Annotated in this window: 19 protein-coding genes; 6 read left to right on the top strand and 13 right to left on the bottom strand. The window is 62.0% G+C overall.

Translation table 11 applies throughout. The features are described from left to right. Window positions 1-22 precede the first annotated feature (22 nt). From BLP82_RS23545 to BLP82_RS23520, 6 genes are read right to left on the bottom strand one after another with little or no spacing between them, the layout of a single operon-like run. Window positions 23-1,702 (bottom strand): ApeI family dehydratase, encoded by a 1,680-nt coding sequence (locus tag BLP82_RS23545; protein ID WP_092173565.1) that lies wholly within the window; start codon window positions 1,700-1,702, stop codon window positions 23-25. Further along, window positions 1,699-2,244, bottom strand: a complete 546-nt coding sequence (locus BLP82_RS23540; protein WP_072407257.1) for a COG4648 family protein — start codon at window positions 2,242-2,244, stop codon at window positions 1,699-1,701. Before BLP82_RS23540 ends, BLP82_RS23545 begins: the two co-directional genes overlap by 4 nt. After that, window positions 2,241-2,495 (bottom strand): acyl carrier protein, encoded by a 255-nt coding sequence (locus BLP82_RS23535; RefSeq protein ID WP_030140951.1) that lies wholly within the window; start codon window positions 2,493-2,495, stop codon window positions 2,241-2,243. Before BLP82_RS23535 ends, BLP82_RS23540 begins: the two co-directional genes overlap by 4 nt. A gap of 9 nt (window positions 2,496-2,504) precedes the next feature. Beyond that, window positions 2,505-2,762 carry a phosphopantetheine-binding protein gene (locus BLP82_RS23530; protein WP_060739511.1) on the bottom strand — a complete coding sequence of 86 codons (258 nt, stop codon included), beginning with the start codon at window positions 2,760-2,762 and terminating at the stop codon, window positions 2,505-2,507. Further along, a complete protein-coding gene (locus tag BLP82_RS23525) occupies window positions 2,743-3,552 on the bottom strand; it encodes a lysophospholipid acyltransferase family protein (RefSeq protein ID WP_060739510.1) in 810 nt (269 codons plus the stop codon). The genes BLP82_RS23530 and BLP82_RS23525 overlap by 20 nt, the downstream gene beginning before the upstream one ends. Then, window positions 3,528-4,247, bottom strand: a complete 720-nt coding sequence (locus BLP82_RS23520) for a beta-ketoacyl synthase chain length factor (protein ID WP_092173560.1) — start codon at window positions 4,245-4,247, stop codon at window positions 3,528-3,530. The genes BLP82_RS23525 and BLP82_RS23520 overlap by 25 nt, the downstream gene beginning before the upstream one ends. A gap of 359 nt (window positions 4,248-4,606) precedes the next feature. Here BLP82_RS23520 and BLP82_RS23515 point away from each other — a divergent pair, with 359 nt between their 5' ends. Further along, complete coding sequence (locus BLP82_RS23515; RefSeq protein WP_092173555.1) at window positions 4,607-5,377, top strand: ParA family protein; 771 nt, start codon at window positions 4,607-4,609, stop codon at window positions 5,375-5,377. Between the two features lie 125 nt (window positions 5,378-5,502). Here the strand turns inward: BLP82_RS23515 and trxC are convergent, their stop codons facing one another. Together trxC and ycaC are read right to left on the bottom strand one after the other, a co-directional pair. Beyond that, window positions 5,503-5,925 carry a thioredoxin TrxC gene (gene trxC, locus BLP82_RS23510; protein WP_092173550.1) on the bottom strand — a complete coding sequence of 141 codons (423 nt, stop codon included), beginning with the start codon at window positions 5,923-5,925 and terminating at the stop codon, window positions 5,503-5,505. A gap of 173 nt (window positions 5,926-6,098) precedes the next feature. Continuing rightward, window positions 6,099-6,725 (bottom strand): isochorismate family cysteine hydrolase YcaC, encoded by a 627-nt coding sequence (ycaC, locus tag BLP82_RS23505; protein WP_025211469.1) that lies wholly within the window; start codon window positions 6,723-6,725, stop codon window positions 6,099-6,101. Between the two features lie 206 nt (window positions 6,726-6,931). On the opposite strand from ycaC, the gene BLP82_RS23500 reads away from it, so the two are divergent. From BLP82_RS23500 to BLP82_RS23490, 3 genes are all read left to right on the top strand, one after another. Then, a complete protein-coding gene (locus BLP82_RS23500) occupies window positions 6,932-7,837 on the top strand; it encodes a LysR family transcriptional regulator (RefSeq protein WP_218189436.1) in 906 nt (301 codons plus the stop codon). 247 nt (window positions 7,838-8,084) lie between these two features. Further along, window positions 8,085-8,363 carry a hypothetical protein gene (locus BLP82_RS23495; RefSeq protein WP_092173542.1) on the top strand — a complete coding sequence of 93 codons (279 nt, stop codon included), beginning with the start codon at window positions 8,085-8,087 and terminating at the stop codon, window positions 8,361-8,363. 209 nt (window positions 8,364-8,572) lie between these two features. Further along, complete coding sequence (locus tag BLP82_RS23490; RefSeq protein WP_092173537.1) at window positions 8,573-8,974, top strand: helix-turn-helix domain-containing protein; 402 nt, start codon at window positions 8,573-8,575, stop codon at window positions 8,972-8,974. Between the two features lie 238 nt (window positions 8,975-9,212). On the opposite strand, the gene selO is transcribed toward BLP82_RS23490, so the two are convergent. The 4 genes from selO to BLP82_RS23470 form a co-directional block, all read right to left on the bottom strand. After that, window positions 9,213-10,676 (bottom strand): protein adenylyltransferase SelO, encoded by a 1,464-nt coding sequence (gene selO / locus BLP82_RS23485; RefSeq protein WP_092173533.1) that lies wholly within the window; start codon window positions 10,674-10,676, stop codon window positions 9,213-9,215. 37 nt (window positions 10,677-10,713) lie between these two features. Next, a complete protein-coding gene (mscK, locus tag BLP82_RS23480; RefSeq protein WP_092173530.1) occupies window positions 10,714-14,076 on the bottom strand; it encodes a mechanosensitive channel MscK in 3,363 nt (1,120 codons plus the stop codon). A 34-nt stretch (window positions 14,077-14,110) separates the two neighbouring features. Continuing rightward, complete coding sequence (locus tag BLP82_RS23475) at window positions 14,111-15,853, bottom strand: potassium/proton antiporter (RefSeq protein ID WP_092173525.1); 1,743 nt, start codon at window positions 15,851-15,853, stop codon at window positions 14,111-14,113. A 308-nt stretch (window positions 15,854-16,161) separates the two neighbouring features. Beyond that, window positions 16,162-17,787, bottom strand: a complete 1,626-nt coding sequence (locus BLP82_RS23470) for a methyl-accepting chemotaxis protein (protein ID WP_092173520.1) — start codon at window positions 17,785-17,787, stop codon at window positions 16,162-16,164. 262 nt (window positions 17,788-18,049) lie between these two features. On the opposite strand from BLP82_RS23470, the gene BLP82_RS23465 reads away from it, so the two are divergent. Together BLP82_RS23465 and BLP82_RS23460 are read left to right on the top strand one after the other, a co-directional pair. Further along, complete coding sequence (locus BLP82_RS23465; RefSeq protein WP_053117769.1) at window positions 18,050-18,280, top strand: hypothetical protein; 231 nt, start codon at window positions 18,050-18,052, stop codon at window positions 18,278-18,280. Then, complete coding sequence (locus BLP82_RS23460; protein ID WP_092173516.1) at window positions 18,277-18,579, top strand: cell division protein ZapA; 303 nt, start codon at window positions 18,277-18,279, stop codon at window positions 18,577-18,579. Before BLP82_RS23465 ends, BLP82_RS23460 begins: the two co-directional genes overlap by 4 nt. A 219-nt stretch (window positions 18,580-18,798) precedes the next feature. On the opposite strand, the gene BLP82_RS23455 is transcribed toward BLP82_RS23460, so the two are convergent. After that, on the bottom strand, window positions 18,799-20,601 hold the full coding sequence (locus BLP82_RS23455) for an acyl-CoA dehydrogenase (protein ID WP_092173512.1): 1,803 nt from the start codon (window positions 20,599-20,601) through the stop codon (window positions 18,799-18,801). Window positions 20,602-20,814: the final 213 nt, after the last annotated feature.

Below are 20,814 nucleotides of genomic sequence, written 5' to 3'. Positions count from 1 at the left end.
CCACAGGAGGGCAGTGTGAGCATTAATCATCAGCCATCCCCAACACAATCCGCCCGCTGGAACAGGCCGCCGTGGCATTGCGGTAGGCAAAGTACAGCTTGCCGCGCTCGCGGTCGAAGCGTAGGTGCAGTTGGATGTCGTCACCGGGGCGCACCAGTTGCTGGAATTTCAGCACCTCCATGCCGACGAACCGGGGCGGCAGGTCCAGCAGTTGGCGGCCCAGGCTCAAGGCCCAGTCGACCTGCACCACGCCGGGCAATACCGGGGCGGTGGGGAAGTGGCCGCTGAAGTACGCAAGGTCAGGCGGCACGACCAGTTGCAGGCTCCACTCACCGTCGGTTTCGACCTGCTCCAACACGTCGGGGGTTTTGGGGCGTGGCGCCATCAGCAGCGCCTCGACCTCGGCCTGGGGCAGCTTGCCCTGGGCGTTGAGCGGCAACTGCCGCAGCCAGCGCCAGCGCCGTGGCAGGGCCAGGGTTTCGCAATGTTCGCTCAGGTGCCGGCGCAGGCCCCCGGTCACGGCCCGTCGACCCTGGTTGCGCAAGGCTCGCAGGCCAGCTTCGCTCAACACCAGCAGCGCGCCGAGGGAGGCGCGATTCTCCTGCACCACCCCCAGCCGCGCTTCGCTGACCCAGTCGTGGGCCACCAGCGCCTGTTCGAGCATGGGCAGGGAGATGCGTTTCTCTTCGAGCTTGACGATACGGTCCAGTCGCCCGAGCAGCTCGAAGCGGCCATCTTCGGCGATTCGCGCCGCGTCGGCGGTGTGTTCCACATGCCCGGCGGGCAGATAAGGCGAAGCGATCAGCAAGGCGCCGTCGCTGTCCTGGTTCAGCTCGACGTCGGCAAAGGGCTGCCACCATGGGTCACCCTGGCGCCAGGCGATACCGCCGGTTTCCGAGCTGCCGAAAATTTCCGTCGGCCATTGTCCCAGGCGTCGCTGCAAGCTTTGCGCGGCCTCGACTGGCAAGGCGCCGCCGGAGGAGAACACCCGGCGCACGCTGCTCAGGGCCGGCCAATCGAGGTTATCGCCCATGCGCTTGAGCAACGCCGGGCTGGCGACCCAGGCGAACACCGGTTGCTCGCGGCTGGCGCGTTGCAGGTCTTCGGGGAACGCCAATTGCCTGCGCATGAACGGACGCCCGGCACACAGCGGCCACAGCACTCGGAACAGCAGCCCGTAGATGTGCTGGGTGGCAACGCTGCCGATCATGCAGGCCGGGCCCAGGTCGGTGCCCCACAACTGTTCCAGGGCCTGGACTTCGTTACTCAACTGCCGCAGGGTTTTCTCGATGCGCTTGGGTTCGCCGCTGGAGCCGGAGGTGCACAGGCTCAGCCAGCAGTGATCGAGGTCCAGCTCGGCGGCGTCCATCGGCGCGCATCGCAAGTCGTCGGGATGGGTGTCGCCGGGCTGGTCGGTCAGCCACAGGTCCACCGCCGCCGCCCAGCGCTGGCGTGTCTGCGCTTGCAGGTCGGCGGGAAGCAGGACGCGCACCCCGGCGTGCCAGGCACCGAGCAGGGCGATGGCCAGGTCGGCGGCATCTTCCAGGTGCACCGCCACATGGCGCACACCCCGGGCTTGCAGGCCGCCCGCCAGGCGCAACGCCGCGTCCCGCAGTTGCGAATGATCCAGCGCCGGAGCGACCGTGACGGCGCGTTCCGGCTGAGCCCTGAGCAACATCCGCTCAAGTGTTATCCAATTCATGGGCGGCCTCTTACTCGTTGTCGTATGAGCCATTCAATGGCAAACAGCAGCCCCATCAATCCGTAGGAAATCAGGCCGGTGTACAACATCCACCAGCTCAGCGGCGCCCAGAGGGTCAGGGCGGCGGCGAGCAAACCGTTACACAGGAAAAACACACTCCAGGCCACCGTGACCTGACGCGTATAGACCACCGCCTTGGCCGGCAGTTGCGGTTCGCGCAAGCGGGCCAGGCGTTCGATCATTGGCGGGCCGTATTTCAGGCTCAGGGCAAACAGCCCGAGCATGAACCCGCTGATCAGTACCGGGTACCAGCGCAGCAGGAGCGGGCTGTCGAACAGCGCGAGCAACACGCAAAACACGATCGCCGTGGTCGCCATCCAGCGGCTGCCGTCACCGCCCTTGCCTAGCAACGCCCGGGCCAGCCACAGGCTACCCAGCAGCAGCCCGAACTGCCACGGGGCGAAATGCTCCATGCCGAAATACACCGCAAAGGGATACAGCAGGCCTGCCAGCAGCAGGCCGAGGCCAATCAGCCGGGTCATGCGGCCGGTTGAACCAGTCGATAGACCGCCTCGACCACGTCATTGACGGTGCGCACCGACTTGAATTCCTCGGCGGCGATTTTCTTGCCGGTCTGGCGCTTGATGTGGTCGATCAGGTCAACCGCATCGATGCTGTCGATTTCCAGGTCCTGGTACAGGTTCGATTCCAGCGTCACGCGCTCAGGGTCCAGCTCGAAAAGCTCGACCAGAGCATCGCGCAGGGTGTTGAAAATATCGTCACGAGTTTGCATGGTCCGGTCTCAGGGGCGTTTTGCAGTGACGAAGGCCGCAAGGCTTGCCACGTTGCTGAAATGGTTACGGGTGTCCTTGGCGTCGGCGTCGATCTTGATGCCGTACTCCTTCTGGATCGCCAGGCCTAGCTCCAGGGCATCCACCGAGTCCAGGCCCAGGCCTTCGCCGAACAGGGTCTGGTGGTCGCCGATGTCGTCGACTCCAATATCCTCCAGGCCGAGGGCGTCGATGATCAGCTGTTTGATGTCACGGTGCAGATCGCTCATCTTCGGCGAGCTCCTTGATGAAATAGTGATGCAAGAAATCGTTGAGCCTGCGCGAAGCCTGGGGCGGCGGGCCGAGCGCGGCGAACGCCTGTGGATCTATATCGGCCCCGACGTGAAAACTGAAGTGCACGCGGCGCCGGGGGATGCGATACCAGGGTTCGGCCTTGGTCAGGGTCGTGGGGTTGACCTTGATCGTGACGGGCGTGAGGATTTTCGCACCCCGCAGGGCGATGGCCGCGGCCCCCCGATGAAAGGCCGGCACCTGGCCTGGCTGGGTGCGCGTCCCTTCGGGAAACACGATCAGTGTCTGGCCATCTTGCAGGGTATCGCTGGCGGCATCGAGCATGTCCATGCTGCCGTCGTTGCTGATGTACTGGGTTGAACGCAATGGCCCACGGGTAAAGGGATTGTCCCACAGGCTTTGCTTGACCACGCAGTTGGCGTTGGGCACCAGCCCGATCAGGAACACCACGTCGATCAGCGAGGGGTGATTGGCAATGATCATCTGCCCGGGGCGCCCGAGCCGTTCGGCGCCATCGATCTGGTAGGTGAGCACGCCGGTACGGGCCATGAACCGGATAAAGAACCAGAACAACCGCCCGACGGTGCGACGAGCCCTTTGTCGGTGGGCCTGGGCATCACCGGGCAGCCAGGCCAGCAACGGAAATACCAGCAAGCGCAGGCACAGCCCGCCCAGCCCGAACAGGGCGAAGCTTGCGGCGGTCGCGACCAGGCGCCAGTAATAGGCGTCGCGATGTTTACCGGTCACCGGTTGCGTTGCCAGGTCCATACACGATTCTTCCAGGCATGTTGGCAGGTGGTTTCGTTGTTCAGCAGGGTACGCAACAGGTCCAGGGCATGGGGCCAGTCGCCGCCGGATCGTTGGCCGGCCTGCGCGGACAGCTCCAGTTGCCAGTCGTCGCCCGGCGTCAGCAGCAGGCCCACGGCATAGGGGAAAGGCACGTCATCGACCCACGGTGCGTAGACTTGCGGCGGTTGTTCTTCGGTGATCACCAGCAACACCGCCGGCACGCCTTCATTCAACAAGGCGGCGGCCTCCAGCATGCCGTGTTCCAAGCCGTCGCCGGTGGCGGCCAGGGCGGTCATTTCGCTGGTTTCGCCGCGCATGATCGACCACAGGCCGATTACGGCGTTGTGCACCGACAGGCTGAACTGGGTTGGCGACAAGGGTTGGTTGGCCGCCAGGTCCTTGAGAATCTCAAACGTGCGCGGGGTTTCGCCGTGGCGGGAAATAAAGACCAACGGTAGGTCCCGTTGGCCCTCGGCCAGTGGCCAGCCGACACTGAAGGCCATCCGCGCCAGGCGGCTTAGGCGACGACGCTGCATGGCGGGCAGGAACGATACGTCAGGGGCGGCATCGCTGGCCGGCAATACAACCGGCTGTCGGCTCCAGGCCTGCCAGTCGTCCACGCTTTCGAGCCCAGGGGCCCACGCGCGCCATTGGGCGATATTGAAATTGATCAAAACTCATCCCACCCCTGCGGGGCTTTTATTGTCACGGTTCAGTGGTTTGACCCGCGTCCTACCCTGCATGGCCTTGCGACCCAAGTGGCGCGCATTATCCCGGTGCGGTTGGCTTGTAGCAAATACTGGTTACATTTTGCCCAGCAATCTGTACGAGTCGGTCCACTCGATGCCTGGCTTGGACCATTGTCGCGATCGTCACGGGCTTGTCTGTCGGTAGTTTCAGTCTTTATCCGGGCACAATTGACGTTTGAGTCGTGGGAAAAGCCACTGTTGCAGTAGTCCTTCTACGCAGAAGGTAGCTAAGCAGTGTCGCGGGCTACTACACTCGGGAATCTTTGATACACGGAGGTTTTGACATGCGGCGTGTGGTGTTCAATCAGAAAGGTGGCGTAGGCAAGTCCAGCATCGCCTGCAATCTGGCGGCTGTCAGCGCCAGCGAGGGCTATCGCACGCTGTTGGTGGACCTGGATGCCCAGGCCAATTCCACTCAATACCTGACTGGCCTGACCGGCGACGATATCCCCATGGGCATTGCCGACTTCTTCAAGCAGACCCTGTCGTCCGGGCCTTTCTCGAAAAAGAACAAGGTGGATATCTACGAAACGCCGTTCGACAACCTGCACGTGATCACCGCCACGGCGGAGCTGACGGACCTGCAGCCCAAGCTCGAGGCGAAGCACAAGATCAACAAGCTGCGCAAATTGCTCGAAGAGCTGGAGGAGGATTACGACCGGATTTACCTGGACACCCCGCCAGCGCTGAATTTCTATGCGGTTTCAGCGTTGATCGCCGCTGATCGGGTGCTGATTCCCTTTGACTGCGACAGCTTCTCCCGTCAGGCCTTGTACGGCCTGCTGGCGGAAATTGAAGAACTCAAGGAGGACCATAACGAAGGCCTGGAAGTCGAAGGCATCGTGGTCAACCAGTTCCAGGCCCGCGCCAGCCTGCCGCAGCAGATTCTCGACGAACTGATCGCCGAAGGCCTGCCGGTATTGCCGGTGTACTTGAGCAGTTCGGTGCGCATGCGCGAATCCCACCAGGCCAGCCTGCCGCTGATCCACCTTGACCCGCGGCACAAGCTGACCCAGCAGTTCGTGGAACTGCATGGATTGCTGGAAAGTGCCTGACTGGCAGGCCTGTACAAATCCAATGTGGGAGCGAGCTTGCTCGCGATAGCGGCCTGCCAGTCGATGCAATATTGACTGATACACCGCCATCGCGAGCAAGCTCGCTCCCACATGAGTGTTTTGTTTCAAATTCCCTGGCTGCGCAACCAGCTCATCAACTGCGGCAACGGCAGCGCCCCACTCTGGCGCGCCACCTCCCGGCCGTCCTTGAACAGAATCAGGCTGGGAATCGAACGGATCCCCAACTGCGCCGACAGTTGCTGGTTGGCCTCGCTGTCGAGCTTGGCCACCCGGCATTTGCCCGTCAACTGCGCGGCGGCCTGTTCGAACACCGGGGCGAAGGACTTGCACGGCCCACACCAATCGGCCCACACATCCACCAGCAACGGCAGGTCGCCCTTGATCTGGCTGGCGTAGTCGCCTTGCTTGAGTTCGAACGGTTTGCTCAATAACACCTGGGCCTTGCAGCGCCCGCACTTGGGCTGGTCGCCCAGGCGTTCGGCGGGTATGCGGTTGAGCCCGTTGCAATGGGGGCAGGGGATCAGCATCAGGTCAGTCTCCCGGAAAAATCATTGGCACAGATTGAGCACTATACATAAACCACCACAAAACCCTGTGGGAGCGGGCTTGCTCGCGAAGGCGATGTATCAGACACATAGATGTCGACTGATACACCGCCTTCGCGAGCAAGCCCGCTCCCACATTTTGTACTACATCGCTGTTACTTAGCGTTGGTCAGCGTGTTGTAGCTGGTCATCAGGTTGCGATAGTCCGGGATGTGGTTGGAGAACAAGGTCGCCAGACCTTCCACGTCGTTGCGCCAGTCGCGGTGCAGTTCACAGGCCAGGCCGAACCAGGTCATCAGTTGTGCACCGGAGGACGACATGCGGTCCCAGGCCGATTGACGGGTCAGTTCGTTGAACGTGCCGGATGCATCGGTGACCACGAACACGTCGAAACCTTCGGCCAGGGCCGACAGTGCCGGGAAGGCTACGCAGACTTCGGTGACCACGCCGGCGATGATCAGTTGCTTCTTGCCGGTGGCCTTGATCGCCTTGACGAAGTCTTCGTTGTCCCAGGCGTTGATCTGGCCAGGACGAGCGATGTATGGCGCGTCCGGGAACAGGGTCTTGAGCTCCGGCATCAACGGGCCGTTGGGGCCGGTTTCGAAGCTGGTGGTGAGGATGGTCGGCAGTTGGAAGTACTTCGCCAGGTCGGCCAGGGCCAGCACGTTGTTCTTGAAGCGGTCCGGGTCGATGTCGCGGACCAAGGACAGCAGGCCGGCCTGGTGGTCAACCAGCAGAACGGCGGCGTTATCTTTGTCGAGACGGTTGTAGGAAGTGGTCATGGCGTAGCCCTCATTAATTTTGTTTGCCGAAGGTTTCGGCGTGGTTAAGGTTTTTAATGTCGGTGTAGCGATTGATCAGTGACTCATCCGGTCGAAGCGCTCCGGCTTCAATCCGTGTTGCGTTTCGATGGGTGTAGATTAAAACTGGCACCTTTGATGCGCTAGACTGCAAAAATCCGCCTTAGCGTTCTATCTGGAGAACGATCATCGAAGACCTCAACACGCTGTACTACTTCACCCAGGTCGTGGAGCACCGTGGCTTCGCCGCCGCGGGACGGGCGTTGGACATGCCCAAGTCGAAGCTCAGCCGGCGTATCGCCCAACTGGAAGATCGGCTCGGGGTACGCTTGCTCCATCGCACCAGCCGCCATTGCACGTTGACGGAGATCGGCCAGGCCTATTACCAGCGCTGCCTGGCGATGCGGGTGGAAGCCGAGAGCGCGGCGGAAGTGATCGAGCGCAACCGTTCCGAGCCCCAGGGGCTGGTGCGCCTCAGTTGCCCGACGGCATTGCTCAATAGCTGGGTCGGACCGATGCTGACCCGCTACATGCTCAAGTACCCGCGGGTGGAGTTGTTCATCGAAAGCACCAACCGCCGGGTCGACTTGATTCATGAAGGGTTCGATATAGCCTTGCGGGTGCGCTTTCCGCCCCTGGAAAACACCGACATGGTCATGAAGGTGCTGAGCAACAGCACCCAGTGCCTGGTGGGCAGCCCGGCTTACCTTGAGCGCTTGTCTTCACCCGCTTCGCCGGCGGACCTCAACGGTCTGCCGAGCGTGCATTGGGGTGGGGCGCAGCGCGAATACCAGTGGGAATTGTTCGGCCCGGACGGCAGCCGTGCGTTGATCCGCCATGAACCGCGCATGGTCACCGACGACCTGCTGGCCCTGCGTCACGCCGTGCTGGCAGGCATCGGCATCGCTCACCTGCCCACCGTAGTGGTACGCGAAGACATAGCGGCCGGTCGACTGGTGGAACTGGTGCCGGGCTGGACGCCCAAGTGCGGGATCGTTCATGCGATCTTTGCCTCACGACGCGGGTTGCTGCCGTCGGTGCGTACGCTGATTGATTTTCTGGCTGAGGAATTCAGCCAGAGTGATATGGCGTAGCGTGGAGGCAGCCATGCCAGCGGATTCTCCTTGTGGGAGCGGGCTTGCTCGCGAAGACGGTGTGCCAGTCAACATCTATGTGTCTGATACGCCGCATTCGCGAGCAAGCCCGCTCCCACAGGGACTCATACTCCAGGCTTTTCCAAGGACGTTTATCAAGGCTGCCATTCATCAGGTGCACTGCACTGAAAAGCTGTCAGGGCCTCAAAAAGACACCACGTATCTGTTTGCAGACTCAGGAGGTCCCATGAGCCATCCTCAAGACCCAGACACTCCACAGGCGGTGGACAACCCCAACGACGACGGCTTCGTCCTCGGCACCGCTGGCCGCGACGAAGACCCCAACGCCGCCCCATCCTACGCCACCGACCGTCGCCACGACCGGGACGAACTGACTCCCGAAGACGCCCGCGGCATGCCCGGCTATCCCGAGGAAAAACCAGCGGCCAAACCCAAGGAGAAGAGGGTTGAAGAGGCGGAGCCGGGGATCGAGACGCCTGAGCAGGGGAACGATAAGGTTGGGTGAGCAGGACTCATATCTGCTCACATTTCTTACCGAGACCTAAATCTTTCGGCGACTAGGCTGGAAACCAGCAAGAGCTAACCATTTGTCTAACTGGCGCTATCGCAATTTGCGATGCGTCAGATTTGTGTTTAACTTCCCCATAGCAAAATGCGATAAGGACGTTGCATGCATGTGATCACTGAGAAACGTATTTGGGAGGCCAAGGAGGGATGAGTGCACTGATCGAACAAGTCGCCGCCCATTGGGAGTTTGTGTCGCCCCTGCTGCGTAAGCCCAGGAGCGAAGAGGATTACGACCGGTTGGTCGCAGCACTCGATGAATTGTTGGAGTTGGTTGGCGAAGAAGAAGCCCATCCGCTGATGAGTCTGGTGGATATCATCGGTGAATGGATCGAGGCATGGGACCAGCAGCACCGGCCAATGCCCAAGGCGAGCGGTGTCGAGGCGCTGCGTTACCTGATGCGTGAACATGGCATGAGCCAGAGCGACTTGCCGGGCGTTGGTACCCAGTCGGTGGTATCGGAGGTATTGAGCGGTAAGCGTCAGCTCAATTTGAGGCAGATCCGCTGGTTGGCCGAGCGCTTCGGTGTATCGGTGGAAACCTTTATTTGATGGTTCGGTGTAGCGCTGTGAAATACCGACCTGCTTTTGTGGCGAGGGGATTTATCCCCGCTCGGCTGCGAAGCAGTCGTAACCCGGCTGGCGCGGTTTATCTGTTGCACCGCGTTGCTTGTCTTGGGTCTGCTGCGCAGCCCAGCGGGGATAAATCCCCTCGCCACAGGGTAGTCATGTCTGCGGTCCGAACAGTGATGGGGTGGGCGGGCGGTTTATTTTCAGCCGTGGCGCCGGGTTACGACGAGCAACTGATCTCCAGGTGCTTGCCCCACTCCGGCGGACGTTGCGCGTAGCTGTCCATGCCCGGTTGTTCCTCGAACGGCTTGCTCAGCACGGTGTGCAGGCGGCGGACTTCGTCGTAGTCGCCTGACTCGGCGGCGTCGATGGCTTTTTGCGCCAGGTAGTTGCGCAGCACGTACAGCGGGTTGACGGCGTGCATGCGGGTGCGACGCTGGTCTTGATCGACGGGGCCTTCGCGGTTGACCCGAGCGACGTAAAGCTCGCCCCAGGCATCGAAGCCCTTGAGGTCGACGAAGTCATCGCGCAGGGTCGCGACGGCTTGCTCGGGGGATTGATCGCCCAGTCGGCGAAAGAACAGGCTGTAGTCGACGCCGCTGTTCTGCATCAATTGCAGCAGGCGTTCCAGCAACTTCTGGTCATCTTCCTCGGCGCAGGTCAGGCCGAGGCGGCGGCGCATCAGGTCCAGGTAATGGGCCTGGTACAGCGGCAAGTACAACCCCAGGGTTTCGCGCAGGGCTTCGACACTGATGAAGGGTGTCAGAGCCTGGGCCAGGGCGCTGAGGTTCCACTGGCCGATGGGTACCTGGTTGCTGAAGGAGTAGCGACCCTGGTCATCGGAGTGGTTGCAGATGAAGTTGGCATCGAAGTCGTCGAGGAAGGCGAACGGTCCGAAGTCAAAGGTGATGCCCAGGATCGACATGTTGTCGGTGTTCATCACGCCATGGCAGAAACCGTAGGCTTGCCATTTGGCAATCAGCTCGGCGTTGCGCTCGACGATTTCGCGGAACATCGCCAGGTACGGTTCCGGTTGCTCGCGGCACTCGGCAAAATGCAGGTTCAACACGTGCTCGGCCAGGGCCGCCTGCAGTTCGGGTTTCTTGGTGTAGTAGAAGTATTCGAAATGCCCGAAGCGCACATGGCTGGGGGCCAGGCGCAGCACCATGGCGGCGCGCTCCTGTTTTTCCCGCCACACGGGGGTGTCAGAGCCGATCACGCACAAGGCCCGGGTGGTAGGAATGCCGAGGGCGTGCAGGGCTTCGGAGGCGAGGAATTCGCGGATCGAGGAACGCAGCACCGCGCGCCCGTCGCCCATCCGTGAAAACGGCGTCTGGCCGGCACCCTTGAGGTGCAGGTCCCAGTGCTCGCCGGCCTCGTTGTACACCTCGCCCAGCAGCAATCCTCGACCGTCGCCCAGTTGTGGGTTGTAGTGACCGAACTGATGCCCGGAATACACCATCGCCCGTGGCTCGGTTTCGGCCCAGAGCTTGTGGCCGCCAAAGATCTCGGCGAACAGCGATGCCTCGGCCTCTGCCGGATCCAGGTCCAGCAACGCCATGGCCGCCGGGCTGGCGACCACCAGCCGTGGGTTGTCGATGGGCTCGGGCAGCACGTGGGTCGAGAAACCGTCGCCCAGGCGGGCGAAGCGGTTATCGAAGGTCAGGGTTTCCAGGGTTTTCATGGCCGTCTCCGGCGGGACGCCCGCAGGCAACCCGCAATCAGTCGAGTTTGCCTTGCGGTGGCTCAGGCACCGGCTTGATGCTGGCGACAGCCGACGGCGCGGGCGTGATGGTCTTTTTGTCGGGCTCGGCAGGCACCAGTTTGTATTCCTGGCCTTGCATGTTCTTCAGATAGATTTCCATCTGTCGGAAGGAGATGTTGATGTGCTCCTTCTTGAATTCCCGATTGATGAAACGATTGATTTCGTCCAGCACCGGGTTGCGGTCACCGAGGTCGCGTACGTGCATGCGCAACTCGTGGTCGAGGGTGCTTTCACCGAAGTTCAGGAAGTACACGATCGGCTCCGGCTCCTTGAGCACCCGTGGGTTCTCGCGGGCGGCCTTGAGCAGCAACTCACGCACCAGGTCCAGGTCCGAGCCATAGTCCACGCCCAGTTTCAGGGTTACCCGGGTGACGGTGTCGGTCAGCGACCAGTTGATCAGTTGCCCGGTGATGAACGTTTTGTTCGGGACGATGATGTCCTTGCGGTCGAAGTCGGTGATGGTGGTCGCACGAATGCGGATCTTGCTCACCGTGCCCGACAGGTTGCCGATGGTGATTGTGTCGCCGATGCGCACCGGGCGCTCGAACAGGATCATGATCCCGGAGATGAAGTTGGCGAAGATCTCCTGCATGCCGAAGCCCAGGCCCACCGACAGCGCGGCCACCAGCCATTGCAGTTTGTCCCAGCTCACGCCCAGGGTGGACAGGGTGGTGACGAAACCGACGCCGGCGATCACATAGGACAGCAGCGTGGTGGTGGCATAGGCACTGCCCTGGGCCAGGTTCAGCTTCGACAGCACGAACACTTCCAGCAGGCCCGGCAGGTTGCGCGCCAGGGCGAAGGTGATGCCGATGATGATCAGCGCCCCGAGCATGTCGCCGATGCTGATGGGCACCATGCTCATGTTGGCGCCAGTGCCGCTGGTGTATTCGTAGAGGGTGATGTTGTCCAGGTACGAGAACACGCTGATCAAGTCCGACCAGACCCAATACAGCGCGGCGATGAAACCACCCAGCAGGGCCAGGCGGATCAGACGCAGGGACTGTTCGTTGACCTTCTCGATGTCCAGGGTCGGCTCCTCGACCACCGCTTCGCCATCGCCGGCTTCCTTGGCCGCCTGGCGCTTGGCCAGGGCGCGCTGGTAGGCCAGGCGCCGCGCCGCCACCGACAGGCCGCGGACGAAGGTCGCCTCGATCACCAGCCAGAACATCAGCAGGTACAGGGTGTTGATCAATCGATCGCTGAGTTTCAGCGCGGTGTAGTAGTAGCCGAAGCACACCGCCACGAACAGCGCGATCGGCAGCGCGGTGAACAGCACCCCGACCGCCTTGCGGAACAACGAAGTGTTCTTGTGGGTCGGGCTGCTGAGCAACAGACGGCTGAGTAACCACGCCATCAGCGCGTAGCAGGTCAGCACCACCGGCATGCCGAGCACGTCATCGGCCAGGGTCGAGGGTTGCAACTCGGCCACGGCCACCACAGCCACCAACGCCAGAACCACCAGCCCGAGCCGGCGGATCCAGCCCTGGAGGAATTCGACCTGGGGTTTCTCCCAGCGGAAATGCAATTCGGCCACGCCACCCGGCGCCAGCACTCGATAGGCGGTGTAGAACACCAGCCAGGCCTGGCCGATCTGCAGCAGCGCCGCGCCGAGGTTGGCGTTCTGGCCGCGGGCGTCGATCTGCAAGGCATAGCCGCAGAGAGTCAGCCCCAGGGCCACGGGCATGGCCAGCAGGATATTGATCAGGATCGCCTGAGGGGTGTGCCACTGGCTGTCGCGCTTGAAGTGGCCCACGTCTTGGTGAACCTTGTTCAGGCGGGCATAGAGATGCTTGCGCCGCCACAGCAGCGCACCGATCAGCAGCGCCAGGGGCAGGAACAGCAGTGGCCGCTGGGTCAGGCCATCGGCCAGCTCGCTGAGGCTGGAGGCCCAGGGCAACGAGTCGATCTGTTTTTCCAGGCGTGTCGGCACGGCACGCATCCATTCGAAATCCAGCGGTTTATTGCTGGGGATCCAGAACATCTGCTCTTCGAGGGTCGCTCGCAGGTTCTGGGCGGTGCTGAGCAGTTGTTTCTGGTTGAGCTGCAAGGTAATGGATTCGTTGAGCACTGCGCTCAACTCACGGTTCAGCCGTTCCAGCAGGTCAACACGGGTCAGGGCCAGTTCCAGCAAGGTCTTGCGCAGTTGCGGGGTGACTTGTTCCGAGGGCTGGGAGGCCAGCAGGCTGTCGACGTAGGCGCTGGGGTTGTTCAGCAGTTCACGCTGCTGGCTGACTTCGAACTGGTACAGGCGGATGTCGGCGATCTGGTCGGCCAGATTCTGGTCGAGCTTCAGGCGCGGCAAGGTCTGGCGCTGCTTGTAGAGAATCTTGGAGAGCAGCAGGCTGCCCTTGAGCACGCTGATCTGCTCGTCCAGGGCCGCGTCGGTCTGGGTCACGCTGTCCAGCAGTTGCTTGGTCTGCAGGTTCTGCTGGGTGACCTCGTTGAGGCGGTCGGTGCTTTTGAGCAGGTAGTCGGAGAGCTTCAGGTTGGCCGCGCTTTCGGTCGCCAGCAAGCTGCTGCCGCCAGCTTTCTGGGCTTCGATGGATTGCTGGGTCACCGTCTCCTGGGATTGGGCCAGGCGCTTCTGGTTGATCAGGTTCTGCAGGTCCTGGATTTCCTGCTCCATGCGGGCGATTTTTTCCATCAGCAGATCGTGCTGGCCGTTGCCCAGGTCCTGCAGTTGGCTATTGCCGGCCAGTTCCTGGCGGCGCAGTGGGATCAGCGCATTGAGCGCCGCCGACTCGGCGTTGAGCTGGTCGCGCTGCTCGCCGCTCAGGGTCTTGCCGGCGTCCCTGCCGGCCTTGAGGGTGGCATTGATCTGCTGGATGCGGGTCTGGCTGTTGGAAATTTCCGCCTGGGCCCGCTCGGGACGGGTTTGGGCGGTGATGATCAGGCTGTTGGCATCGGCCAGGGCTTTTTGCAGATCACTCTGCTGGGTGGAGCGATCCGTGAGCATCTGCTCGAGTTGGGGGATCGGCAGGTTGGCATAGCGTTGCGCCACCGGCACCACCGTGGTGCCCTTGAGCCGCGCCAGTTCGCGCTGGTTCTCGATGTTCTGCTTGGGCGCAGTGGCCAGTTGCTGCTTGAGCGCCTGCAGCTTCTGTTCGTAGTCGGCCTTGTTGTTGAGTTGGGTCAGCGTGCTCTGCAAGACGGCCTGCAGGGCTTTCTGGTCGGCTTCCGGCAGTTTGCGGTCGGCGATCTTGTCCAGACTGGCCTGCACCGAAGCGCTGGTGGGAAGATCAGCGGCTTGCAGCGTGCAGACGGAGAGACTCAGGCCCAGCAGGGCGGTGGCGAAAAAGGAGCGCAGGATAGGCATAGAGACCGGTCAAGCAAATGAGAGTGGGAGCAGTTTAGAGGAACAAGCCGGGACCCGGGCGACTTCCTTCGGGGAATCTGACGCCCACTTTGCCGATCTTGTTCCCGTCCATGGCCGCGACGGTCCACAGGGTATTGTTCCATTCCACCTGGTCACCGACCACGGGTGCGCCGCCCACTTTCTGGGCGATGAAGCGGCCCAGGGACATGTCCGGATCAATGCCGTCCAGCTTCAACCCGTACAGCGCGGCAACCGCGGCCAGTTGGGCGTCTCCTTCGAGTACGAAGTCGCCGAAGAAGCGCAGATCCAGGCCCCGTTGCGGCGCTTGGCTGAACAGTTTTCCAAGGGCCGGCAAATCGTGTTCATGGCCGATAACACACAGCAAATCATCGACTTCCAATACTGTACTACCCGACGGATGGAGCAGTTGCTGGCCACGAAACAGGGCGGCGATGCGGGTGCCTTCGGGCATTTTCAGGTCGCGCAGGGGCGAGCCGATGCACCACTTTTCCGCGCCCAGGCGATAGATGAACAGCTCCCACTCGCTGGTGACGTGCACTTCCAGCGCCGCCCGGGAAATCGGCGACGGTTCGGGCGGGACGGTCACGTGCAGCAACTTGGCGACCCATGGCAGGCTCGTGCCCTGTACCAGCAGCGAGACCAGCACGATAAAGAACGCCAGGTTGAAATAGAGCTGGGCGTGGGGCAGGCCGGCCATCAGCGGGAACACGGCCAGGATGATCGGCACCGCGCCGCGCAGGCCGACCCAGGAAATGAAGGCTTTCTCGCGACCATGGAACGCCTTGAACGGCAGCAGGCCCACTATGACCGACAACGGACGGGCAAACAGGATCATCCACAGCGCCAGGCCCAGGGCCGGCAGGGCGATTGGCAGCAGGTCGTGGGGCGTGACCAGCAGCCCCAGCACCAGGAACATGCCGATCTGGGCCAGCCAGGCCATGCCATCGAGCATGTGCAGGATGCCGTGGCGGCTGCGCACCGGGCGGTTGCCGATCACCAGGCCGCACAGGTACACCGCCAGGAAACCGCTGCCGTGCAGGGCGTTGGTCAGGGCGAACACGGCCAGGCCGCCACTGATGACGAGGATCGGGTAGAGGCCGTTGGCCAGATTGATGCGATTGACCAGCTGCAGCATCAGCCAGCCACCACCCAGGCCGAGTACCGAACCGATGCCGAACTCACGCAGCAGGTGCCCGAGCAGGCTCCAGTGCAGGCCGGTTTCGCCACTGGCAAGCATGCCGATCAGGGTGACGGTGAGGAACACTGCCATGGGGTCGTTGCTGCCGGACTCGATCTCGAGGGTGGCGCTGACCCGCTCGTTCAGGCCCTTGCCGCCCAGCAGCGAGAACACCGCCGCGGCATCGGTCGAGCCGACGATGGCACCGATCAGCAGGCCCTGGATCAGGTTCAGATTGAACAGCCAGGCCGCCGCCAACCCGGTCAGCCCGGTGGTGATCAACACACCGACCGTGGCCAGGGACAACGCCGGCCACAGCGCCACGCGGAAGCTCGAGACCCGCGTGCGCAAGCCGCCGTCCAGCAGGATGACGGCCAAGGCGAGGTTGCCGACCAGATAAGCCGTTGCGTAGTTATCGAAAAGAATACCGGCGCCGTCGACACCGGCCACCATGCCCACGGCCAGGATGATCACCAGGATCGGGATGCCCAGGCGGGACGAAAGGGAACTGACCAGGATGCTCGCACCTACCAGCAACGCGCCGATCAAGAACAGGCTGTTGATGGTCGTTGCAGTCAAAGGCGTTACTCCGGGAAAACTGAGGGGCGGGCACAGACTGACCATGCAGTCTGCGTGCCAGCGATTCTAACCTGTTGAAATGTGATGCTGTCAAAAAAGGTTTGGGATTGGGGGCTGAACAAGCCCCTCACTATTGATTAACAGCAATGGATTGGACATAGCCCTTGTGGCGAGGGGATTTATCCCCGTTCGAGTGCGAAGCGCTCGCCTTCTGGTTGCATGGCAGCACGGTTGGGGGCTGCTTCGCAGCCCAGCGGGGATAAATCCCCTCGCCACAGGACGCTCTCGCCTCAAAGGCAGGTGAAGCCTTAAAGGCTGAACCGCCCGACCATGCTGTTCAGGTCCACGGCCAGGCGCGACAGTTCGGCGCTGGCGGCACTGGTCTGGTTGGCGCCGGTGGCCGATTGCACCGACAGGTCGCGGATGTTCACCAGGTTGCGATCCACTTCACGGGCCACCTGGGCCTGTTCCTCGGCGGCGCTGGCGATCACCAGGTTGCGTTCGTTGATCTCGACGATGGCCGTGTTGATGGTGTCCAGGGACAGGCCGGCACCGCGGGCGATGTTCAGGGTCGACTCGGCGCGCTCGGTGCTGTTGCGCATCGAGTCCACGGCGTGTTCGGTGCCGCTCTGGATGCTGCCGATCATGCGTTCGATTTCGCTGGTCGACTGCTGGGTACGGTGGGCCAGGGCGCGGACTTCGTCGGCCACCACGGCAAAACCACGACCGGCCTCACCGGCACGGGCGGCTTCGATGGCGGCGTTCAGAGCCAGCAGGTTGGTCTGGTCGGCCAGGCCGCGGATCACGTCCAGCACTTTGCCGATATCGCGGGACTCATTGGCCAGGTTACCGATCAGCGTGGCGGTGCTTTGTACGTCGGCGCTCATGCGTTCGATGGCGCCGACGGTTTCCTGCACCAGGTCGCGGCCGTCGCCAGCGGATGTGGTGGCGTGCTTCGACGCTTCCGACGTGCTGACCGCGTTGCGTGCGACCTCTTCCACGGCGCTGGTCATCTCGTTGACCGCTGTCGCGGCCTGCTCGATTTCGTTGTTCTGCTGGGTCAGGCCCCGGGCGCTTTCGTCAGTGACGGCGTTGAGCTCTTCGGCCGCCGACGCCAGCTGTGTGGCCGAACCGGAGATCCGTTGCAAGGTATCGCGCAGTTTTTCCTGCATGGTCGACATCGCCCGCAGCAGGCGACCGGCTTCGTCGCTGCCGTCCACGGTGATCGGCCGGGCCAGGTTGCCCTTGGCGATTTCTTCGGCGGCATCCAACGCGTTGGCGATCGGCTTGGTGATGCTGTTGGTCAGCAGCCAGGCGAACAGCAGGGTCAGGCCGGTGGCGATGACCAGCAGGGTGACCACCCAGATGAAAGCGCTTGAATATTGTTGCGCCGCGCCCTTATTGAGCGCCTCGGCTTGCAGGTTGTTGATCTCCAGCAAGCGGCCGATTGCGACATTGATGGCATCGGAGTTGCTCAGCAGTTCAGTGTTGAGCAACGTGCGCAGTTCATCGACCTGATTGTTGCGTGACAGGGTTTTCATGCGCTCTTCGAGCTGGCGGTACTGCCCGAGCAGTTGCCCATACTGATCGTAGGCGGCCCGTTCTTCCGGAGCGCTGATGAGTTTTTCGTAGGCGGCCTGGGCCACGCGGATCTGTTGGCCGCGTTGTTCCAGCAGATCGTAGGTTTTCTGCTGGATGTCCGGCTCGCGGTTGACCAGCAAGCGATAGGACAAGACGCGCAGGCGCAGGGTGAGTTGGGTGAACTCATCCAGGGCCTTGATACTGGGCACGCTGTTCTGGGCGATGATTTCGCCAGACCCGCGGATTTTGCTCATCTGGGTCAGGGCGAATACCCCAAGGGCCAGCATCAGGGCGCCAATCAAGGCAAACCCCAGGAACGCTCGCGGCGCGATGTTCATATTACGTAGGGACATGGAAAATACCGAAAGAAAATAGAGGCGTCCGTGCGGGGCTGAGACTGCTGTTAGCTGGCTTATCGGTCATGGGCCTGAAGTCTTGAGGCGTTGTGGGCTTTTGTCGCAGGACAAGGCCTGCCACGCGACGAAGGGTAGGAACCCGATGCTTGAATCGCAGTCTCTACAGCTCGCGAGCCAAGCACCGCCACCGTGTAAAGCGTGGCATCGGCGGTGACTTTTCTTTATCGTACGCGCCCCTTGGAAAAGCCTGGAAATCAATATGTTGGAAACATCCCTCAGCCAACTGGAGCAACTGGTCAACGACCTGGTGCAACAGAACCTGCACCTCACCGGCCTGAACGAAACCCTGAGCGCCGAACTTGCCCGGGCCAAGGATGAAAACGAAAGCCTGCAACTGAGCCTGATGGAACAGGAAGAGCTGCACGGCGCCACCGCCGCCCGCATCCAGGCCCTGATCGAGCGCGCCAGCGCCGGTCCTGTCAGCGCATGAAGCACGGCACCGATGGGGTGACGGTCATCTCGATCCTGGGAGAAGACTATTCAATCAAAGCGCCGGCCGGGCAGGAACAGGCCCTGTTGGACGCCGCTTCGATGCTCAAGGCCGCCCTGGCCGACACGAAAAGGAAATACCCGACGCTGATCGGTGACCGCCTGCTGGTACTGGCGGCCATGAACCTGTGTTCGCAACAGATCGAAATGCAGAAGAGCCATCAGGCGGAACTCGACCGTTACCAAGAGCAAGTCAGCGCCACGGTCGAGGTGATTGCCAAGACGATCCAGCAGGCCTGAAGTCTTTTAGGACCCAGGGTTGGTGGTGATCTAATGTGGGAGCGGGCTTGCTCGCGAAGGCGGTATGTCAGTCACAATTGATTGGTCTGATCCGCCGCTTTCGCGAGCAAGCCCGCTCCCACAGGATATTTCTGTGGACACAGAGTTGTGTCCACCGCCGATCCACTGTGGGAGCGAGCCTGCTCGCGATTGGATCTCAGCCGCGCCACGAGTCTTGCCTCAGAACCACTCATCCCGCATCCCCAGGCACGTATCATCCCGCGCCTCGAGAATCGCCAGCTCATGGTGACAACCCGGCACTTCCCAGGTCAGGAAGTAGCGCGCCGCTTGCAGCTTGCCTTTATAGAAGCCGCTGTCCGCGGCATTGCCCCTGGCCAGTCCTTCCTCGGCACGAATCGCCTGTTCCAGCCAGCGCCAGCCGATCACCATGTGCCCAAACACTTTCAGGTACAGCGCCGAGTTGGCGAGGCTGCTGTTGACCTTGCCCTGGGCCAGATCCGTCAGCAGGCCCAGGGTGACGGTTTGCAGGCGCGCCACCAACGCTTCCAGCGGCTGACGTAATGGCGTCAATGATGGGTGCGCCTGGGCCCGTTCGGTGGTGTCGGCCACCAGGCGGATCAACTGCTTGAGCCCGGCGCCGCCATTCTGCGCCAGCTTACGCCCCAGCAGGTCCAGGGACTGGATGCCGTGGGTGCCTTCATGGATCGGGTTCAGGCGGTTGTCGCGATAATACTGCTCTACCGGGTATTCGCGGGTGTAGCCGTGACCGCCCAGGATCTGGATCGCCAGTTCGTTGGCTTTCAGGCAGAACTCCGAGGGCCAGGATTTGACGATGGGGGTCAGCAGGTCCAGCAGTTCATGGGCGCGCCGACGCTCGGCTTCGCTGTCCAGGGTGGTGGTGTCGTCGAACAGCCGTGCTGCGTACAAGCCCAGGTCAAACGAACCCTCGACGTAGGCTTTTTGGGTCAAGAGCATGCGGCGCACGTCGGCGTGCTGGATGATCGCCACCGGGGCGGTGGTCGGATCCTTGCTGTCGGGCACCCTGCCCTGCGGACGTTCGCGGGCGTATTCAAGGGAATACAGGTAGCCGGCGTAACCCAGCATCACCGCACCCATGCCGACGCCGATGCGCGCCTCGTTCATCATCTGGAACATGTAACTCAGGCCGTGGTGCGGCTTGCCTACGAGGTAACCGACGCATTCGCCGTTGTCGCCGAAGTTCAACGCGGTCGACGTGGTGCCGCGCCAGCCCATCTTGTGGAACAGCCCGGCCAGCAGCACGTCGTTACGCGGGCCGAGGCTGCCATCGTCGTTGACCAGGAACTTGGGCACGATAAACAGCGAAATGCCCTTCACGCCCGGCGGCGCGTCCGGCAATTTCGCCAGGACCATGTGCACGATGTTTTCCGACAGGGGATGATCGCCGCCGGAGATGAAGATCTTGTTGCCCTTGAGTCGATAGGTGCCATCGGACGCAGGCTCTGCCCGTGTACGAATATCCGACAGCGAAGAACCTGCATGGGGTTCGGTCAGGGCCATGGTGCCGAAGAAACGGCCGTCGATCATCGGCTGCAGGAAACGTTGCTTCTGCTCATCGCTGCCGAAGCTTTCGATCAGGTTCGCCGCGCCCATGGTCAGGAACGGGTAAGAGGTCGATGCGGCATTGGCCGACTGGAAGTGGGCGAAGCAAGCCTGGGACAGCAGCGTCGGCAACTGCATGCCTCCGGCGTCGAAGCTGCGCGCGGCATTGAGAAAGCCGGCCTCCAGAAAGGCATCCACGGCCGGCTTTACCTCGGGAATCAGGATCGCCTGGCCGTTCTCGTAGCGTGGTTCGTTTTCATCGTTCTTGCGGTTGTGGGGCGCGAAGAATTTTTCGGCGATGCTGCGGGCCGTGCCGAGGGCTGCGTCGAAGGTTTCGCGATTGTGTTCAGCAAACCGCTCGCGCTGGGTCAGGCCCTCGGCATCGAGGACTTCATACAGCTCGAAAGCCAGATTGCGGGAACTGAGCAGCGTCTCGGACATGGCGGCCTACCTTTTTTTGGAATGGGCCGAGTCTAGGCGTGCTGATAAAGGCTGAACAGGATGATTGATGACAGTGATGCAGAGGTGAGGGTGACACTAATCAAAATGTGGGAGCGAGCTTGCTCGCGATAGCAGTGTCCCAGTCGACAACATTCCTGACTGAACCACCGCTATCGCGAGCAAGCTCGCTCCCACAGGGATTGGATTGCCAGG

Source organism: Pseudomonas sp. NFACC37-1 (assembly GCF_900101575.1).
Classification (GTDB): Bacteria; Pseudomonadota; Gammaproteobacteria; order Pseudomonadales; family Pseudomonadaceae; genus Aquipseudomonas; species Aquipseudomonas fluorescens_AA.
The sequence above is the reverse complement of the archived record's forward strand: the minus strand, read 5'-3'. Positions and strand labels throughout refer to the sequence as shown.

Bases quoted from the DNA above. Each gene is read 5' to 3' on its own strand.
- BLP82_RS23460 (WP_092173516.1), top strand. From the start codon at position 18,277: ATGAAGCACGGCACCGATGGGGTGACGGTCATCTCGATCCTGGGAGAA.
- BLP82_RS23530 (WP_060739511.1), bottom strand. From the start codon at position 2,762: ATGAGCGATCTGCACCGTGACATCAAACAGCTGATCATCGACGCCCTC.
- BLP82_RS23545 (WP_092173565.1), bottom strand. From the start codon at position 1,702: ATGAATTGGATAACACTTGAGCGGATGTTGCTCAGGGCTCAGCCGGAA.
- mscK (WP_092173530.1), bottom strand. From the start codon at position 14,076: ATGCCTATCCTGCGCTCCTTTTTCGCCACCGCCCTGCTGGGCCTGAGT.
- BLP82_RS23495 (WP_092173542.1), top strand. From the start codon at position 8,085: ATGAGCCATCCTCAAGACCCAGACACTCCACAGGCGGTGGACAACCCC.
- trxC (WP_092173550.1), bottom strand. From the start codon at position 5,925: ATGCTGATCCCCTGCCCCCATTGCAACGGGCTCAACCGCATACCCGCC.
- BLP82_RS23540 (WP_072407257.1), bottom strand. From the start codon at position 2,244: ATGACCCGGCTGATTGGCCTCGGCCTGCTGCTGGCAGGCCTGCTGTAT.
- BLP82_RS23535 (WP_030140951.1), bottom strand. From the start codon at position 2,495: ATGCAAACTCGTGACGATATTTTCAACACCCTGCGCGATGCTCTGGTC.
- BLP82_RS23490 (WP_092173537.1), top strand. From the start codon at position 8,573: ATGAGTGCACTGATCGAACAAGTCGCCGCCCATTGGGAGTTTGTGTCG.
- selO (WP_092173533.1), bottom strand. From the start codon at position 10,676: ATGAAAACCCTGGAAACCCTGACCTTCGATAACCGCTTCGCCCGCCTG.
- BLP82_RS23515 (WP_092173555.1), top strand. From the start codon at position 4,607: ATGCGGCGTGTGGTGTTCAATCAGAAAGGTGGCGTAGGCAAGTCCAGC.
- BLP82_RS23525 (WP_060739510.1), bottom strand. From the start codon at position 3,552: ATGGACCTGGCAACGCAACCGGTGACCGGTAAACATCGCGACGCCTAT.
- BLP82_RS23465 (WP_053117769.1), top strand. From the start codon at position 18,050: ATGTTGGAAACATCCCTCAGCCAACTGGAGCAACTGGTCAACGACCTG.
- BLP82_RS23455 (WP_092173512.1), bottom strand. From the start codon at position 20,601: ATGTCCGAGACGCTGCTCAGTTCCCGCAATCTGGCTTTCGAGCTGTAT.
- ycaC (WP_025211469.1), bottom strand. From the start codon at position 6,725: ATGACCACTTCCTACAACCGTCTCGACAAAGATAACGCCGCCGTTCTG.
- BLP82_RS23470 (WP_092173520.1), bottom strand. From the start codon at position 17,787: ATGTCCCTACGTAATATGAACATCGCGCCGCGAGCGTTCCTGGGGTTT.